Source organism: Halodesulfovibrio oceani subsp. galateae, from assembly GCF_055397225.1.
The window spans coordinates 3,332,964-3,350,214 of record NZ_AP042453.1 but is presented as its reverse complement, the minus strand read 5'-3'; the positions used below and the strand labels follow the sequence as shown (position 1 = coordinate 3,350,214).

The 17,251-nt window shown below is 45.9% G+C and carries 13 protein-coding genes; 9 read left to right on the top strand and 4 right to left on the bottom strand.

Features of this window, described 5'->3' with window-relative positions:
• Positions 1 to 290 precede the first annotated feature (290 nt).
• Positions 291 to 1,211 carry a pseudouridine synthase family protein gene (locus tag ACZ5V1_RS14755; protein WP_464389477.1) on the bottom strand — a complete coding sequence of 307 codons (921 nt, stop codon included), beginning with the start codon at positions 1,209 to 1,211 and terminating at the stop codon, positions 291 to 293.
• A gap of 1,146 nt (positions 1,212 to 2,357) precedes the next feature.
• Between ACZ5V1_RS14755 and ACZ5V1_RS14750 the strand changes: the two genes are divergently transcribed.
• The 9 genes from ACZ5V1_RS14750 to ACZ5V1_RS14710 all read left to right on the top strand — a co-directional run bounded on the left by ACZ5V1_RS14750 (position 2,358) and on the right by ACZ5V1_RS14710 (position 14,528).
• Positions 2,358 to 3,413 carry a DnaA/Hda family protein gene (locus tag ACZ5V1_RS14750; protein ID WP_464389476.1) on the top strand — a complete coding sequence of 352 codons (1,056 nt, stop codon included), beginning with the start codon at positions 2,358 to 2,360 and terminating at the stop codon, positions 3,411 to 3,413.
• Between the two features lie 135 nt (positions 3,414 to 3,548).
• Entirely contained in the window at positions 3,549 to 4,703 is a 1,155-nt protein-coding gene (gene dnaN / locus ACZ5V1_RS14745) for a DNA polymerase III subunit beta (RefSeq protein WP_464384634.1), read from the top strand.
• Positions 4,703 to 7,099 carry a DNA topoisomerase (ATP-hydrolyzing) subunit B gene (gene gyrB / locus ACZ5V1_RS14740; RefSeq protein WP_464389475.1) on the top strand — a complete coding sequence of 799 codons (2,397 nt, stop codon included), beginning with the start codon at positions 4,703 to 4,705 and terminating at the stop codon, positions 7,097 to 7,099. Before dnaN ends, gyrB begins: the two co-directional genes overlap by 1 nt.
• A gap of 9 nt (positions 7,100 to 7,108) precedes the next feature.
• Entirely contained in the window at positions 7,109 to 9,547 is a 2,439-nt protein-coding gene (gyrA, locus tag ACZ5V1_RS14735; protein ID WP_464389474.1) for a DNA gyrase subunit A, read from the top strand.
• A gap of 3 nt (positions 9,548 to 9,550) precedes the next feature.
• Positions 9,551 to 10,330 (top strand): tetratricopeptide repeat protein, encoded by a 780-nt coding sequence (locus ACZ5V1_RS14730; RefSeq protein WP_464389473.1) that lies wholly within the window; start codon positions 9,551 to 9,553, stop codon positions 10,328 to 10,330.
• Between the two features lie 501 nt (positions 10,331 to 10,831).
• On the top strand, positions 10,832 to 11,332 hold the full coding sequence (gene def / locus ACZ5V1_RS14725) for a peptide deformylase (RefSeq protein WP_464389472.1): 501 nt from the start codon (positions 10,832 to 10,834) through the stop codon (positions 11,330 to 11,332).
• Positions 11,317 to 12,306: a methionyl-tRNA formyltransferase gene (gene fmt / locus ACZ5V1_RS14720; RefSeq protein WP_464389471.1), complete on the top strand. Its 990-nt coding sequence runs from the start codon at positions 11,317 to 11,319 to the stop codon at positions 12,304 to 12,306. Before def ends, fmt begins: the two co-directional genes overlap by 16 nt.
• Positions 12,307 to 12,319: 13 nt before the next feature.
• The gene (locus ACZ5V1_RS14715; RefSeq protein WP_464389470.1) at positions 12,320 to 13,165 is read left to right on the top strand and encodes a DUF116 domain-containing protein; all 846 of its coding nucleotides are present in this window, start codon (positions 12,320 to 12,322) and stop codon (positions 13,163 to 13,165) included.
• A 34-nt stretch (positions 13,166 to 13,199) separates the two neighbouring features.
• Positions 13,200 to 14,528, top strand: a complete 1,329-nt coding sequence (locus tag ACZ5V1_RS14710) for a transcription antitermination factor NusB (RefSeq protein ID WP_464389469.1) — start codon at positions 13,200 to 13,202, stop codon at positions 14,526 to 14,528.
• 348 nt (positions 14,529 to 14,876) lie between these two features.
• Here the strand turns inward: ACZ5V1_RS14710 and ACZ5V1_RS14705 are convergent, their stop codons facing one another.
• From ACZ5V1_RS14705 to ACZ5V1_RS14695, 3 genes are read right to left on the bottom strand one after another with little or no spacing between them, the layout of a single operon-like run.
• Positions 14,877 to 15,425: a 2-oxoacid:acceptor oxidoreductase family protein gene (locus ACZ5V1_RS14705; protein WP_464389468.1), complete on the bottom strand. Its 549-nt coding sequence runs from the start codon at positions 15,423 to 15,425 to the stop codon at positions 14,877 to 14,879.
• A gap of 1 nt (position 15,426) precedes the next feature.
• Positions 15,427 to 16,185 carry a thiamine pyrophosphate-dependent enzyme gene (locus ACZ5V1_RS14700; RefSeq protein WP_464389467.1) on the bottom strand — a complete coding sequence of 253 codons (759 nt, stop codon included), beginning with the start codon at positions 16,183 to 16,185 and terminating at the stop codon, positions 15,427 to 15,429.
• A gap of 3 nt (positions 16,186 to 16,188) precedes the next feature.
• The gene (locus ACZ5V1_RS14695; RefSeq protein WP_464389466.1) at positions 16,189 to 17,250 is read right to left on the bottom strand and encodes a 3-methyl-2-oxobutanoate dehydrogenase subunit VorB; all 1,062 of its coding nucleotides are present in this window, start codon (positions 17,248 to 17,250) and stop codon (positions 16,189 to 16,191) included.
• Between the last annotated feature and the right edge of the window lies 1 nt (position 17,251).

Here is a 17,251-nt window from a genome sequence, read left to right as displayed (position 1 = left end):
TTTTGGTCTTTTGCGAACATGCGGTGCTTTTTTTTTGGGAGTTTTTTGCCTCCGGCGGCTTAAGAACCCTTTTGAAAAAGGGCTTCTTAAGAATCTCCTAAAACTTTTCTTCGCGAGTTCAGCACGTTTTTTATTATTTTTTCGCGGCTAGTAACCACTACCTTGGGACTTTTAAGGAGTGGGGGTGCAAAAGATTTATTAAATATATAAAATTTACTTTTAAAAATCTGATTGGAAAAAGATACGGTGAAAAAAATATATTTCTTCGCTATTTTTTTAAGCCAGTAAATTTAAATTTTATCGATAAGTTCATTTCCAACATCGAAAGGGCGTTCCCATGTTGGTAAACAAATAAATTTCTCTGTAGGCAAAACAATTCGCCATGCATGCAGAAGCATTCCCTGCGGATTCGGGGAACCGTTGTATTTGATATCCCCGATAATAGGATGATTTCTACTGGAAAGCTGTACGCGGATCTGATGCGTACGTCCTGTTTGTAATGATATATGCAGCAAAGATTTTTTATCCGTTACGAGTAGAGGGGTAACAGTACAAAGTGAATCTTTGCCATCACCGGTCTCAATGCGTTCTTTGCCATCTTCCTGCGTCTGTTTGCTCAGCTGATCATGAAGCTGCACTGTTTCGGAATGTTCCCAACGACCTTCAACCCATGCAAGGTAATGCTTACCCAGCGCATGTTCGTTACGGAAAAGTTCATGCAATTCCTGCAAGCGGGTATAGCTAGTCGCAACCAGCAACAGGCCGGATGTATTTTTATCTAATCGATGAGCAGGCGTCGGACAAAAAGGGGCATCTGCGTATTTTAATTTCAAGCGTGTAGTGACAGCGTCAGTATGACCTGTTCCCGGTTGAACCGGTAAACCCGCTGGCTTGTGCAAAACAAGCAACCCATCAGCTTCACCGACAATCGTTAGCTCAATATTTTTTTGTGCAGAACTCAGTTCCTCTTTTCTATGATCAGAAGAGGGCGATGACTCATCAATAGTATAGGGCGGAATCCGCACCATATCGTCCAGCTCCAATCGAACAAAAGGCTTCACTCGTCCTTTATTTACACGCACCTGTCCAGTTCTGATCCAGCGCATAATCGCGCTTTTAGGAACATCTTTATCAACTCTGCGTTGCAAAAACTGCAACAATTTCTGACCGGCTTCCTCCGGCGTTACCGTAACAAACTCAACCTGTCCCATGTAGATCCTTTCTTAGCTCCGACAAATTATCTCTGAAGGGCTGCGATGCGTGTTTGTCTCCGACGGATAAGCGGACGCACCCCAAGGGCACTTGTTCCCGTACCGCTCGCAGACGCGCTAACGGTTGACTAGCGCCGGCTCCTGTACCTCCGCAAAGGGACACTGTCCCCTTGCCCCCTTTTAGGGCTGACAAAAATTCGTGTTCACGCAAAACATTCGAATATTCAAATTTTGTATCCCGCAGTTGTACTGCAACATATTTCAATTGGCTACTACGGAGACATTATCTACAAAGTGTTCATAACTCCTATTAGTGGAAAATGTTCGTAACTTTTACATCTCACTTTTTTTAAAGAGAAATCAAACAACATTTTACGAACATTTATCTTTGTACATAACTTGTTCCTAACAACTAAAGAGAAGGTTCATCACAAAATCCAAACAACTAAGTATTCCCCCTACGATAATAAAAAGGGAGATCACTCCTATAAAAAAAGCCCCGTAAAAGGGGTTAAGGGGACAGTGTCCCCTTGCGGGGGTACAGGGGGCGGAGCCCGCCTGTCCGCCGGAGGCAGTAAAGTAAAAATACTCAAAAGTCCCCGACAAAGCAGGCTACAAACAATAATCGTAAGAATTATTTTTATGATTTTTTTTAGCCTTCTGGTCTATTTCGACCATAACACCCGCAGAATGCCTTGAAACGGGGGAAGATAGCCTATGACTCACGTTGTCGAAAAAAACAGGCTCAGAACGGCGATTGCTTGGCTTACCCTTTGTTTTTTGATATATAACTAAGGTTACGTTGCCTGATTTTATATACATAAAATTACGCGGCAAATTTTGCTAATAACCAACCAGAAGTAGTATATTTATTTTGCTGAAAAACGGGCTGAGAAATTTCCTCGAGCAGCAGTATCCTGAAAAGGATCTGCGTAACTGGTTCGACCCCCTCACGATACACTATGGTGATGTAGAAAAAAGTGTATCTGTAGCCTTTCCTCATGGTTCACTACACACGGAAAAGCTGCTCTGGAACAGGCTGTACGGGATTACATTAGTCCTGAAGTGGTTGTGTTGTATGACACTCCTCTTTCGGACCCTACACCTGTTACAACGACACAAGCAGCGCCTACATCAGGTGCAGCTGTGCAAGAGCAAACAGCACCGGTAATTAGTCGTACAATGCTCAATAATCAGTTCACATTCGATACGTTTTTGCACAACGCCAAGAATGTGTTTCCTGTTGCGAGTGCTAAGGAAGTGGCCAAAGCGGATATTTCCCCAAAATATAATCCGCTAGTTATTGCAGGCCCTTCCGGAAGCGGAAAAACCCATCTTTTGCGTGCTATTGCACACTCAATCATCGAACATCGCGGAGAAAATTCAATGTTCTTAGGGAACGTTGAAGATCTTGCTGCGTTGTATCAGGACGGCAGCCCCGGCGCCCGATTCGAGATGCGCAAAAATATTGTTCAGAAAGATTTTTTCTTGCTGGATGATTTGCAACGCTTGGAAGAGTTTCCAATTCTACAAGAAGAGTTGATAGCGCTCTTTGACGCATTCCATGACAATAATAAGCAGATGGTATTCTGTTGTACGGATGGATTGACTGCACATGACTTTTTGCTGCCCACCTTGCGCTCCCGTCTGGAGTGGGGGCTGCTGGCTCAACTGAAGCCGCAGGATATGGACATCAGAATAAAATATGCCACCAACCATCTGAAAGATAATCAAATAAAGCTGACAAATGATCAGATCATTCTACTCTGCCAGCGCTTTGATAACTTTAGATTGTTACAGGGTGTGCTGCTTAAATTGGCGGCATTTAAAGACCTTATGCACACTGAAGTATCTGAATATGAATTTAATCAGATTATCGAACACACGGATAATACGAAATCCAATCCGCTTACCTCTGACATTATTATAGGGGTGGTAGCAGAACACTACATGCTACAGACGAAAGATTTGTTGAGTGAAAAACGACATCAGAAAATCGTACTAGCCAGACAAGTTGCCATGTACCTGACCCGTACACTGCTTGGTTCTTCGTATCCTGCACTTGGCAGAATGTTCGGCGGAAAAGACCATTCTACAGTTATCTATGCATTTAATAAAATTAAGAAATTTATAGTTACGAACAAAGATACGAAACTTTTAATAAACGAGCTGAAGGAAAAGTGCTTAACTGCCACGAAATAAAAAACACTCCTTCAGTTACGCGCACCCGGTTACTAACGGGTGAATTAAAGTGACACAGAAAATTTATGCAAAATCAATCACTTATCACAGTTAATAACATAGTGACACCCCCTACAACAATAACAAGGAGATCATATGTATTTAAAAGTATTTAAAGAAGACGTCATTGACGGTCTCCTGAAAGCTGCGAATATCATTCCTGCCAAGACGGGAGCAGCCTACTTACGTTCCATCTGGCTTAGAGCCGAAGGCGGTACACTGCAGATTTTTTCCACTGATTCAAATATTGAATTCAGCGGTAACTATACAGCAGAGGTAACAGAGGAAGGACTGGCTGGAGTTCAAGGCAGAGCATTTGTTGATCTGGTTAAGAAAATGCCTACAGGCGAAATCACTCTTCGTCTTGAAGAAGACAGCAAGAACCTTCTTATTGAACAGGGAAGAAAGCGTTACAAGCTTCCTGTAAACGAAGCGACTTGGTTTCAGAACTTCTCAGATTTCCCTGAAGCAAATTCAGTTTACTGGTCAGGAGACTTCCTTCAGGAAGTAATCGATAAAATTTCTTTTTGTATTTCTGATGAAGACACCATGGAAGCGATCGCTTGTCTTTCCATCAAACCAAAGGAAGACCAATACATTGAAGCCTGCGGTCTTAACGGACACCAGTTCTCAATGCAGCGTTTCCTTAATGATGAACTACATGCACTGCTTCCAGAAGACGGTATTCTTTTACAGAAGAAATATCTGAACGAACTTAAAAAATGGCTCGGTGGCGACGAAATCGAGTTGAATATTGATAATAAACGTCTCTTCTTCCGTACTGGCGATAAGCGTGAGGTTTTCACTATTCCTCTGTCTTACTACCAGTATCCTGATTACAATTCATTCTTATCCCGTCTGGGTTGTGATGATGTGACCAAGCTTTCTGTTGATCGTAAACTTATGATCGACGCACTTGACCGTCTCCTCATTTTCAACACAGACAACAATCGCTGCACCTACTTCACCTTTAACGGCAGTGAAGTGGAGCTTGCATCTCAGGGACAGGAAGTAGGCATAGCAAAAGAATACGTGGACGCAGAAGTTTCTGGTGATATAGAAAAAATCGCGTTCCCGACACGTAATCTGATCGAAATCCTCAATCACTACCAATCCGAAAAGTTGACCTTTATCCTTACCGGTACAGAAGGCCCATGTGGTTTACGCGGTAGTGACGATCCTGAATACACAGTGATTATTATGCCAATGAAGATTGTAGAAGAGACTTACTACAGCGAGGAAGAAGTTTAATGACTAATAAGAGTCAGTATACTGCGGACAGTATTCAAATTCTTGAGGGACTTTCCGCGGTTCGTAAACGTCCTGCGATGTATATCGGCAGCACGGACGTTCGCGGTTTACATCATCTCGTATATGAAGTTGTTGATAACTCCATTGATGAAGCCATGGCAGGATTTTGTGACAAGGTCACAGTAAAGATCCATCTTGATAACAGCGTAACTGTTCAAGATAACGGCCGTGGTATTCCTGTTGATATGCACCCGAAGGAAAAACGTCCTGCAGTAGAAGTTGTTATGACTGTTCTGCACGCAGGCGGTAAATTTGATAACGACGCATACAAAGTATCCGGCGGCCTGCACGGCGTTGGTGTTTCTTGTGTAAACGCGTTGTCAGAATACCTTGAAGTCATCATCGACAGAGATGGTTCCCGCTACAAGCAGCGCTACGAGCGTGGTGTACCTGTTACCGGCGTTGATGAGATCGGTAATTCAAGACGCCGTGGTACAACCATCCGTTTCCGTCCTGACGAAGAAATTTTTGAGACCAATCAGTTTGTTTTTGAAACGCTTAAAAAACGTTTTGAAGAACTCGCGTACTTGAACTCCGGTCTTGAGATTGCGTTTAGCGATGAACGTTCCGGTGAATCTTCTGTTTTCAAAGCAGAAGGCGGCATTAAGCAGTTTGTTAAAGATATGAATACCGGCGAGGGTGGAATGCATTCCATCATCTACGGTAACGGTAATGGTACCGGAGCTCATAAAAATATCTTTGTTGAGTACGCATTGCAGTACAATGCCAGCTACAAAGAAAACTTACTGACTTTTTGTAACAACATCCGCACTAAAGAGGGTGGTACTCACCTTCAGGGCTTTAAAACAGCACTTACCCGCGCAATCAATGCCTACATTCAGGCAGCAGATTTACCGCGTAAGTACAAAGTAAAGCTTTCCGGTGATGATGTTCGTGAAGGTCTTACCGGCGTTATCAGCGCAAAAATTCCTCAGCCGCAGTTTGAAGGCCAGACAAAAACAAAACTTGGTAACAGTGAAGTTGCCGGTATTGTGTCTACCCTCGTGTACGAACAGCTGATGACTTATTTTGAAGAAAACCCGAAAGACGCACGTACAGTAATTGAAAAAGCTGTTGATGCGGCTCGTGCTCGTGATGCTGCGCGTAAAGCAAAAGACCTTGTGCGCCGTAAAGGTGCTCTCGGCGATAACTCACTGCCGGGTAAACTTGCTGACTGCCAGTCTAAAAAGCCGGAAGAGTCCGAACTCTACATCGTGGAAGGTGACTCTGCGGGTGGTTCTGCGAAACAGGGTCGTGACCCTAACTCGCAGGCTATTCTGCCTCTTCGTGGTAAAATCTTGAACGTTGAAAAAACACGTTTCGACAAGATGCTCGCGAACAAAGAGATTAAGGCGATGATTACCGCAATGGGTGCAGGTATCGGTGAAGAAGATACTGATTACGATAAACTCCGCTATCATAAGATCGTTATTATGACAGATGCGGACGTGGACGGCGCGCACATTCGTACGCTGCTGCTCACTTTCTTCTTCCGTCAGTACCGCGAACTTATTAGCCGTGGTCACCTCTACATTGCACAGCCTCCATTGTACCGTGCACATGCATCCCGTTTTGAGCGTTTCATTAAAGATGATGAAGAGCTCACAACGTTCCTTCTCGAACGCGTAGTTAAAGACCTCGTTATTGTAGGCGCTAATGGCGTAGAATTCGCCGGTGAGGACCTTAAAGGACTTTTAGCTACCGTGCGTTCCATTAAAGGAAAAATGCGTGAGGTAGAGAATGTGGGCGTTAAAGATGATCTTTTCCGTGCCTTCCTTGATCACGATAAGCGTCTCTTCCCTGAAAACTTCGAAGAAGAAAAGCTTAACGGACTTGGCACTCTGCTCGAAGAGCGTGGCTATTCCGTAGCTATCGAGAAAGAAGAGGACGAGATTGATTCCCGTACCTTCCTCGTTTTTGAAGATTTGAACGGACACCGTACCCGTATCGGTACAGAGTTCTTCAACTCCAAAATGTACAAGATTCCGTACATTGCCTTTGACGATCTACGCAGCATGTGTGGTGGCTTAAACTTCACCTTACGTCGTAAAGACAATGTGTCCGAAGTGGATGACGTACTCGATCTGGTAGATACCGTTATGCAGGAAGCTCGCAAAGGGTTGAATGTACAGCGTTACAAAGGTCTTGGTGAGATGAACCCTGATCAGTTGTGGGAAACTACTATGAACCCGGAAAACCGTGTGTTCTTGCAGGTCACAATTGATGATGCGGAAGAAGCAAGTGAAACCTTTGAGAAACTCATGGGTGACAAAGTAGAGCCGCGCCGTGAATTTATTGAACGAAATGCGCTTAACGTGCAGGAACTGGATATTTAGGAGAGGTACGTGTCACTAGAACCGCAAATTACTATCGAAGAGGAACTCAAGAAAGCATATCTTGAGTATTCCCTCAGTGTTATTGTCGGCCGTGCTATTCCGGATGCCCGAGATGGTCTTAAGCCGGTACACAGACGTATTATGTATGCACAGCATGAGCTGGGCAACTCTTACGGCCGTGGCCATAAAAAATCTGCCCGTATCGTCGGTGACGTAATTGGTAAGTATCACCCGCATGGTGACTCTGCTGTTTACGATGCGTTGGTACGTATGGCGCAGCCGTTCGCAATGCGCGATCCGCTTGTTGACGGCCAGGGTAACTTTGGTTCCATCGACGGCGATGCCGCAGCGGCAATGCGTTACACTGAATCACGCATGTCCCGTCTTGCTGGTGAGTTCCTTAGCGATATCGAAAAAGAAACTGTCGAGTTCCGTGCGAACTACGATAACACTCTTCTCGAACCAAGTGTGCTACCTACCAAGGTGCCTAACTTACTGCTTAACGGTACTTCCGGTATTGCGGTTGGTATGGCTACCAACATCCCGCCACATAACCTTGGCGAATTGATTGGCGCACTCTTTCTTCTGCTTGAAGACCGAGACACCACCGTGTCCCAGCTTATGGAGCACGTAAAAGGCCCTGACTTCCCGACCGGCGGTTTCTGCTACGCGGGTAAAGGTCTTGTGGATGCATATAATACTGGTCGCGGTACTGTTAAAGTTCGCGGTAAGCTTGAAATTGAAGATCGCAAAAAAGGACTTCAGTCTCTCGTTATCAGAGAGATTCCTTACGCACTCAACAAGTCTTCACTGGTAGAAAAAATTGCTTCTCTCGTTAACGATCGCAAAATCGAAGGTATCACCGATCTTCGTGACGAATCTGACCGTAGAGGCATTCGTGTTGTTATCGACCTGAAGCGCGGTACTATTCCTGAGATTGTTATTAACTCCCTGTACAAGTTTACTCCGCTGGAAACTTCCTTCGGTATCAACATGCTGGCTGTTTATAACAACAAACCACAACTTCTTAACTTACGCACCGCGTTGCTTCACTTCCTTGATCACCGCCGCGAAGTTATTATTCGTCGTACACGCTACGATCTGCGTAAAGCAGAAGCACGCGCACACATTCTCGAAGGTCTGCGTATTGCACTCGATAACATTGATGAAGTGGTTAAAATTATTCGTGCATCTTCCAATGCACAGGATGCAAAACTTGCTCTTAAAGAACGTTTTGAACTTTCAGATGTTCAGGCACAGGCCATTCTTGATATGCGCCTCCAGCGTCTGACCAACCTTGAGCACGAAAAACTTCTTGAAGAATACACCGAGCTTCTGAAACTGATCGAATACCTCACATCTATTCTCGAAAACAGAGAAGTACTTCGTGGTGTTATTCGTGAAGAGCTTGAATATATTAATGAAAGATACACTACACCTCGTCGTACCGCTATTGAGTTCGATGAACTCGACGGTATTGAAATCGAAGATCTCATTCCTGACGATGACGTAGTAATTACCCTTTCCCGTCGTGGCTACATTAAGCGTACTACACTTGAAGTGTACCGCGCTCAGCGTCGTGGTGGTAAAGGTATTGCCGGACTGCATACAGGTGACGGAGACTTTGTTCAGGACTTCCTGACTACCTCCAACCATCAGCATCTGCTTCTCTTCAGCAACAAGGGACGTATGTTCCAGATGAAGGTGCATCAGGTTGCAGAAGGTTCCCGTACTGCGAAAGGCGTACATATCGCGAACTTGTTGCCGCTCGAAAACAGCGAGTGGATCACAACAGTTCTGTGCGTACGTGACTTTGAGCCGGATCGTTTCTTCCTCTTTGCTACCAAGAACGGCATGGTTAAGCGTTCCAGCGCTGAACTGTACAAGAAAAGCCGTCGAACCGGCATCATTGCTGTTGGTCTTAAAGAAAATGACGAACTGATCATGGTTCGTGAAGTTGACGACGGCTGTCAGACTGTTCTGACAACAGCATCCGGTATTGCTATTCGTTTCTCATGCACCGATGTTCGTGCAATGGGTCGTTCCGCAACCGGCGTAAAAGGTATTGCTCTCAAAGGCGAAGACAAGGTTGTAGCTTGTGTAACCCTGCGTGAAGATACTGATTGCGAAATCATGACTGTTGCAGAAAACGGCTACGGTAAACGTACCCGTATTGATCTTTACCGTATCCAGACTCGTGGCGGTAAAGGTATCATCAACTTCAAGGTAACACCGAAAACCGGTAAAGTGCTCGGCGCAATTCCGGTACTCCTTGAAGATGAACTGATTCTTTTGACTTCCGATAACAAAGTTATCCGCATGGGAGTTAAAGAAATTCGTTCTGTAGGTCGCGCAACACAGGGTGTACGTCTGGTTAATATGGCCAAAGGCGGACATGTTGTTGGGTTTGACCGTGTTCTTGAACAACAGCAGGACGATCAGGAATAGCGAATGAACCGAAGCGTTCTCTTGCTTCTTGTGATGGTAATCATCCTCATCTCCGGCTGCATGCAGTCGGAGACTGAGGATGAACTTTCCAGAGCTCGTAAAGCATTTATTAATAAAGAGTACACGGAAGCAGAGCGGTTTTATCAACGCTACCTGCGAGACAATTATGACGGTGCAGAACGCTGGAAGGTCTGGAATCGTCTTGTTGAAATTACCGGCACAGTTCGGGGAAATAAAAATAGAGCCATCGAGTTGCTCGATGCAATGTTGCTGGAATATTCAGGTGACTCCGTACGTTACAGACAAATTCTCATAAGCAAAGGGAATATGTTTATAGAGAGCGGGCTCTGGTCTGAAGCAACAGTAGCTTGGTCGCAGTTATTAAGTGCTCCTGAAGTTACAATCGATGAAGAAGCCACAGCCTACGCAAACCTCGGCAAAGCGTATCTTATGCGCGGTGATTACGGGCTGGCAGTGGATGCATTTAAAGATTGTCGCGAGCTTGAGTATAATAACCCTGAGCACAAACAATACTGTATTTACGACCTGTCACAGGCGTATGCCTATCTCGGTAATTATATTGAAGCAGAACAGAACCTGAATAATTTGTTGCAATATGAGGGCGTCGAAGTAACACTCATGGCGCGTGCTAAGTTGCTGCTTGCAGATATCTATGAACAGCAGGAAAAGCCGCGAAAGGCTATAACTCTGTTGCAGGAAATTCGCGATACCTACCCGAACCCGCGAGTCGTGGAGTTCAGGTTGAAGAATTTACAGAAATAAATTTACTGATTTAGGTAGATTTATTTTTTGCCTCCGGCGGGCAGAGGGGGAACCCCGTTTTTTAAAAAAACGAGGTTCCCCCTCTGCACTCCCCCTCCTGAAAAATAGTAAGGGGGGTGAGAGGATTGTCTATTTATTGAAAATATATTGCCTTTTGGAGAGCCTCCGAAGGGATACAGTACATACCTTTTCAGCGAGTAAAATCGTGCTTATGTTTAAAAGAGGTATGGCTATTAATAAAATGAATTGCTTTCGATAGCTAAAAAGAGCCTTCCCAATGAATTATGTTAGGAGTATTTCCTTCTATTACAGGATGTAACTCTAGTTATATTTATGGGGTCAAGGGGGCAGTGCTCCCTTGCGGGGGTGTTGGGGGCGGAGCCCTCCAGCCCGTCGGAGACGTCTTTTCCGTAGGCAAAAAGTTTTAGAGTGTTAAATTGTCTTTTTTGAAGACAGAGCATACAACCGTTCCGGTCGAAGAGAGACTGGGAGGAGATATATATGATTTGCGAAGTATTACATTACCCGGACAGCCGCCTTGCAGAAAAAAGCAAGCCTGTCGAAGAAGTTACCGAAGAAATTAGAGAGCTTGCTGCGAACATGGTTGAAACCATGTACGAAGAAGAGGGTGTTGGCCTTGCTGCACCGCAGGTTGGTGCGCTGCATCGTCTTGTTGTTATCGACGTATCCGGCCCTGAAGTTCGTAACGAATTGATGACACTTATTAATCCGGTTATTCTTTCTGCAGATGGCTCTTGTGATTCTGAAGAAGGGTGTCTGTCAGTTCCAGGTTACCGTACCAAGCTTAAGCGTTCAGAGACTGTAGTCGTTAAGGCGCAGGACTTGGAAGGTAATGACGTTACTATTGAAGCGGATGGCCTTCTTGCTATTTGTTTGCAGCATGAACTTGATCATCTTGATGGCGTGCTCTTTATCGATAAAATCAGCCGTCTTAAACGTTCCATGTACGACAAAAGAGTGAAGAAATGGCAGAAGCGGTAAGTAAACTTCGCGTTGTATACATGGGTACTCCTGAGTTAGCGGCAACAATTCTTGACCGTGTTTCTCAGTGGGATGGAGCTGAAGTTGTAGGCGTGTATTCACAGCCGGATCGTCCTTGCGGACGTGGTCAGGTGTGCAAGCCTTCTGCTGTAAAATCACTCGCCCTTGAAAAAGGCTTCGATATTTATCAGCCGTTGAATTTTAAAGAAGATGCGGATGTTGAGCAGCTTAAAGCACTCAAGCCGGATGTTCTTCTTGTTGCTGCGTATGGACTTATTCTTCCACAGCGTGTGCTTGATATTGCAACGCATGGCGCAATTAATGTTCATGCATCTTTGTTGCCTAAATATCGTGGCGCAGCGCCTATCCAACGCGCAATCATGAACTGTGATCCTGTCACAGGTATTACCATCATGCAGATGGAAAAGGGCTTGGACTCAGGGCCTATTCTGCTACAGCGTGCGCTTGCTATTGGCATTGACGATACAGCGGGCACCCTGCATGATGAACTTGCGGTGCTCGGCGGCGAATTGCTGGTTGAATCACTGCAAAAGCTTGTTGTTGGCGATTTGCACCCGAAAGTGCAGGATCATAATCGTTCTACCCATGCTGCAAAATTAGTTAAAGCAGACGGTCTGTTGGACTGGAGTAAATCTGCTTTGGAATTACATGCACATTTACGTGGTATTTCTCCTTGGCCGGGTGGATATTTTATCCTTGAACGTGCCGGTAAGAAGTCTATCCGTGTTGCTATTGAACCGGGTACAATCGGTCCTGATCTTGAAGAAGATGTTAAGCCGGGGACAGTACTTGGATTGCAGGATGACGCTATTGCTATCGCAACCGCTGACCGTACGTACTTAGTGCGTAAATTGCGTCCTGCGAATAAAAAAGTGATGGACGCCAAAGCATTTGCCTGCGGGTATCTTGCTCAGTGCGATGATGCAACCTGTTCAGGTGAAGGGCTTTGTTAAAATAAAGAAAAAAATGCTGTTTCATAAAAAAGATCTCGATAATCCAGAACGGTATTACGGAGCTCGTAAAAGGCTATTTATTGGCTTAATTACGGGCACTTCTGTTTTGCTGTGTGTAATTTTGCTTGCAGGCTGGATTATCCCGTTCATTGGTTTTTCTAATATTCATCCATCATTACCGTATATTTTCGGCCTTCTTTTCGGTTCGGCTATTTTTTGCATCAGCTGGGCAACCCTCGGGCTTGTTTTGCAGATTCTTAAAGGCAGAGCCGTGCTTGGAAGTGCTAAAATGCGTGGTTTGACGATTCGAATATTCCTGCCGTTAATGACGATGTTTGCCCGTTTGCTTGGCATACAAAAGTCCAAAGTTCGGCAGTCGTTTATCCGTGTGAATAATGAATTAGTGCGATCAGAGAACGGTAAGTTCGAAGCAAGCGATATTTTAATTCTTACGCCGCATTGTTTGCAGGCAAGCGACTGTTCGCTGCGCCTTTCCTACAATGTTGATAACTGTAAGCGCTGCGGGCGTTGTCCCGTGGCTATGCTGCTCAAATTACGTGATCATTACGGCGTAAAGTTTGCCATTGCGACAGGCGGCACAATCGCCCGTCGTATTGTGGTGAAAGAGCGACCAAAATTTATTATTGCCGTGGCATGTGAGCGCGATCTTACTTCTGGTATCCAAGATACATATCCGCTCCCTGTGTATGGCGTATTGAATGAACGTCCGTGCGGCCCGTGTCTTGATACAACCGTGCCGGAGCTTTCAATGGAACGCGCTTTGCGTATGTTCATCAATAATCCAGCGCCTCCGTTGCTTTTCGAAGCTGCATTCGGTCACGCTGATACAAAGTGTTAAAAGACACAACGAAAGAAATTTTCAAGGAATATATATGGTAAGACTTAAAGATTCAGCATTACCGCCAGCTCGTTCGGTTGCGCTTGAAGTTATCTCACAGGTTTTAGATAAAGGCCGCGACGTTCAGGCAGCGCTGGATTACCAGCTCAACAACCAGAAGATTACTGCACAGGACTCTGCTCTGTGTACAGAGCTGGTGTATGGATTTTTGCGCTACAAAGGGCGTATTGAAGCTCTTTTAGGATTGTTCCTGAAGGATGGTTCGAAACTGCCTAAAAAAGCCGCTAGTGTAATGGGGCTTGCAGCGTACGAAATGCTCTACCTTGACCGTATTCCTGTCTACGCATCCGTTGACTGGTGTGTAGGGTACGTAAAAAAACGTTTCTCATTAGGTCTCGGAAAACTGGCAAACGCTGTATTGCGTAACCTCGACCGTATGGGTGATAAAGTCCACGACATGGAATCGCTTCGTAAAGAAGGCATGTCAGACAACGCACTCTTGGCAGCATGGCATTCCATGCCTGAGTGGATTGTTACTTCATGGATGGATGCATACGGCGCAGAACGTACCCAGATTCTTCTCGCAAACGCTCAGAAGCATGCACCGCTCGGTATTCGCGTTAACCAGACATTTGAAGCCGGAATGGATCTCGTTAACGAGCTTTCAGACGACGGCAAAAGCACCAAGACTATTGGTTACGGTGTAATGTATCCAGCAGGTTCCCAGCCAGCAGAGCTGAAAACCATGATCAATGACGGTCTTGTTTCCCGTCAGTCCATGGCATCGCAGGAAGTTCTGCGCGAAGCTCTTCCGGAAACTTGGGATGGACCAGTTTGGGATTGTTGTTGCGGACGTGGTGGTAAAACCTACGCGCTGCTCGAACAAGATGTGGACGTTACTTTCGCTTCCGATACTTCACGCAAACGCCTTTTGGCTTTTCGCGAAGAAGCAGAGCGACTTGCAATGTATCCACCAGAATCCCTTCTTATGTCTGCTGCTGAGTCTCCAAAGAAAGGTTCTCCGTTTGAAGAAGAGCCGCCAGCGACCATTATTGCAGATGTACCATGCTCCGGTTTCGGTACTCTTTCTCGTCGTCCAGATGTGCGTTACCATCGCACAACCGAAGGTATTTCAGATCTCGTAGATGTTCAGAAAGCAATCATGGAGAACACATTCTCTGTCCTCAAAGAGGGCGGACTGCTCGTCTACATGACCTGCACAGTTAACCCAGACGAGAACGAAAAACAGGTTCAGGCATTCCTTGAACGTCATCCAGAAGCTACGCTCGAAAAAGAATGGAATACTCCAGACGATAGCGAGTACGGCGAATATTTCTACGTGGCGTTGTTGAGAAAGCCTTAGATAAATACTGGGTTGCCTCCGGCGGCTGGGCTGAAACTTTTGAAAAAGTTTCCCCCAGACCCCCTTCAAAACTTTTTAGTTTCGAGGTCTTTCTTTGTTTAAGATACCCTCGCGGCTTTTGCATCACTACCTTTCATAAAGACGAAAAGGGTGGAGTTAAAAACTCCACCCTTTTTTTATTCGCTAAAAAAGATATATACCTAATCGGGGTCAAGGGGACGCGTCCCCTTGTGGGATGCAAGGGCAAAGCCCTGCCCGCCGGAGGCAATAAAGTATTTGTCCATAAAAAAAGCCCTCACACCATTGGTGTGAGGGCTTCATTATTTCAAGCTAAGAAGTAAGGGTAACTTACTTCATCTGCTCTGCTACGTGATCCGCGCCAGCTTGAAGAGCTTCAGCGTTTTTAGGGATCAAGTGACCGTAGCGGGAGCTAATAACAGATTTAAGAGATTCTTTAACCTGTTCTAATGGCACACAGCCAGTTGCCTGCACGTATGCGCCGAGAGCAACCATGTTTGCCATACGAGTGTTACCGAGGCCATCGGCAATTTCGTTAGCTGGCACTGTGTAGGTTGTTACACGGTCTTCAGCTTTTGCTGCATCAACGAGTGAGGAGTTCAGAATTTGAATGCCGCCGTCGATGAGTTTAGGCTGAAATTTGTCGAGAGAAGGCTGGTTCATGATGATCAGAGCTTTAGGGCTCTGGATAATCGGGGAACCAATGTCGTCTGAAGAAATTACAACGGTGCAGTTTGCAGTACCGCCGCGCATTTCCGGACCGTAAACTGGGATGTAAGTAACTTCAGAGCCTGCTTCCATACCTGCATATGCGAGCAGGTTACCGATGAGCATAACGCCCTGACCACCGAAGCCGGCGATAATAACGTCCTGATACATGCTATTCCTCCCCGTCCTTGGTCACATCCTTGAATACTCCCAGAGGGAAGTAAGGAATCATTTCTTCAGTGATGCGAGTGTTTGCAGCGATTGGGTCCATTTTCCAGTTAGTAGGACATGCGGAGAGCATTTCTACAAAACCGAAGCCGGTGCCGTTAATCTGCATTTCAAACGCTTTTCGCAGAGCTTTTTTAGCGCGGCGAATGTTCTTAACAGAGTCAAGAGATACGCGTTCGCAGTAAGCTGTGCCGCCGAGACCACCGATGATTTCACTCATGCGGATAGCAAGGCCGTGTTCATCAGCAGAACGACCGTTAGGAGAAGTAGTGGTTTTCTGGCCTACGAGAGTTGTAGGAGCCATCTGACCACCAGTCATGCCGTATACGGTGTTGTTAACGAACACTACGGAGATTTTTTCGCCACGGTTAGCAGCATGAACAATCTCAGCAAGGCCGATAGAAGCCAAGTCGCCGTCACCCTGATAGGTGAAAACGAATTTGTCTTTATGTGCGCGTTTAAGGCCGGTTGCTACTGCAGGAGCACGACCGTGTGGTGCTTCAACTGCGTCTACATCAAGGTAGTTGTAGATAAATACGGAACAACCAATGGAGCCAACACAAAGGGTGTCGTCTACAAGGCCCATTTCTGTAAGCACTTCACCAACAAGGCGGTGTGCAACGCCGTGATGACAACCCGGGCAGTAATGCGTAGGGCGGTCAACCATGATTTCAGGTGCGTCGAAAACGAGTTTTTCAGACATTCCCTAGTCCTCCAAATACTTGATGATAGGTGCGAGGAAGTCATCGGAACCAGGGAGGTCGCCTGGCATGTGACCGTGGAATTCGGAATCTGCAATACCACGTACTGAAAGGCGTACGTCGTCTACCATCTGGCCGCAGTTCTGTTCAATAGTAAGGAAGCGTTTGCCTTTTTTAGCAAGATCGCGAAGTACTTCAGATGGGAACGGGTACAGAGTAAGAGGACGTACCAGACCAACTTTTTTTCCTTCGGAACGCAGGCGACGAACTGTAGATTTAACAATACGGCCAATGGAGCCGAATGCTACAATTACGAGATCTGCATCATCGCATTCGAAAACGTCTGCGCGTGCTTCTACCTGCATTGCTTCATACTTAGACTGAAGGTTGCGGTTCTGCCCAGCAAGTGCACCATCTTCGAGGAAGAGGGATTTGAGCAGACGTTTTTTGCGACCTTTTGCACCATCAATGCGCCAGTCTTCTGCGCCGTGGTTATCAGCAGCTTTCGGTTCCCAAGGGGTTACCGGTTCTTTCATCTGGCCAACAATAGCATCAGCGAGAACAAGAACAGGGTTACGGTATTTAAATGCGAGGTCGAATGCCTCGATCATCATATCGTAGCCTTCCTGACAGGTGCCTGGAGCGAGAACGAGGGTACGGTAATCACCGTGTCCGCCGCCTCGGGTAGACTGGAAGTAGTCACCCTGAGAAGAACCAATGTCTCCAAGACCCGGGCCACCACGGTTAACGTTAACAATAACACCTGGAAGCTCAGAGCCTGCCATGTAGGAAATAGCTTCCTGCATGAGAGATACGCCCGGAGAAGAAGAGGTGGTCATTGCACGCGCGCCGCCAGCAGCAGCACCGAGAAGCATGTTAGCTGCTGCAACTTCAGATTCAGCCTGAACAAATTCACCGTCGACAGTTGCCATTTCGGTAGAAAGAAATTCAGGAATATCGTTCTGTGGAGTAATAGGGTAGCCGAAGTAACAGGTACAACCAGCGGCAAGTGCGCCGCGGGACATCGCTTCGTTACCTTTAATGAAAATACGTTTTGTATCGGACATG

What these genes read in the sequence shown, in the direction of transcription:
- ACZ5V1_RS14695 (WP_464389466.1), bottom strand. Translation starts at nt 17,250, where the DNA reads ATGTCCGATACAAAACGTATTTTCATTAAAGGTAACGAAGCGATGTCC.
- ACZ5V1_RS14755 (WP_464389477.1), bottom strand. Translation starts at nt 1,211, where the DNA reads ATGGGACAGGTTGAGTTTGTTACGGTAACGCCGGAGGAAGCCGGTCAG.
- dnaN (WP_464384634.1), top strand. Translation starts at nt 3,549, where the DNA reads ATGTATTTAAAAGTATTTAAAGAAGACGTCATTGACGGTCTCCTGAAA.
- ACZ5V1_RS14710 (WP_464389469.1), top strand. Translation starts at nt 13,200, where the DNA reads ATGGTAAGACTTAAAGATTCAGCATTACCGCCAGCTCGTTCGGTTGCG.
- ACZ5V1_RS14700 (WP_464389467.1), bottom strand. Translation starts at nt 16,185, where the DNA reads ATGTCTGAAAAACTCGTTTTCGACGCACCTGAAATCATGGTTGACCGC.
- ACZ5V1_RS14730 (WP_464389473.1), top strand. Translation starts at nt 9,551, where the DNA reads ATGAACCGAAGCGTTCTCTTGCTTCTTGTGATGGTAATCATCCTCATC.
- gyrB (WP_464389475.1), top strand. Translation starts at nt 4,703, where the DNA reads ATGACTAATAAGAGTCAGTATACTGCGGACAGTATTCAAATTCTTGAG.
- fmt (WP_464389471.1), top strand. Translation starts at nt 11,317, where the DNA reads ATGGCAGAAGCGGTAAGTAAACTTCGCGTTGTATACATGGGTACTCCT.
- ACZ5V1_RS14705 (WP_464389468.1), bottom strand. Translation starts at nt 15,425, where the DNA reads ATGTATCAGGACGTTATTATCGCCGGCTTCGGTGGTCAGGGCGTTATG.
- ACZ5V1_RS14715 (WP_464389470.1), top strand. Translation starts at nt 12,320, where the DNA reads ATGCTGTTTCATAAAAAAGATCTCGATAATCCAGAACGGTATTACGGA.
- def (WP_464389472.1), top strand. Translation starts at nt 10,832, where the DNA reads ATGATTTGCGAAGTATTACATTACCCGGACAGCCGCCTTGCAGAAAAA.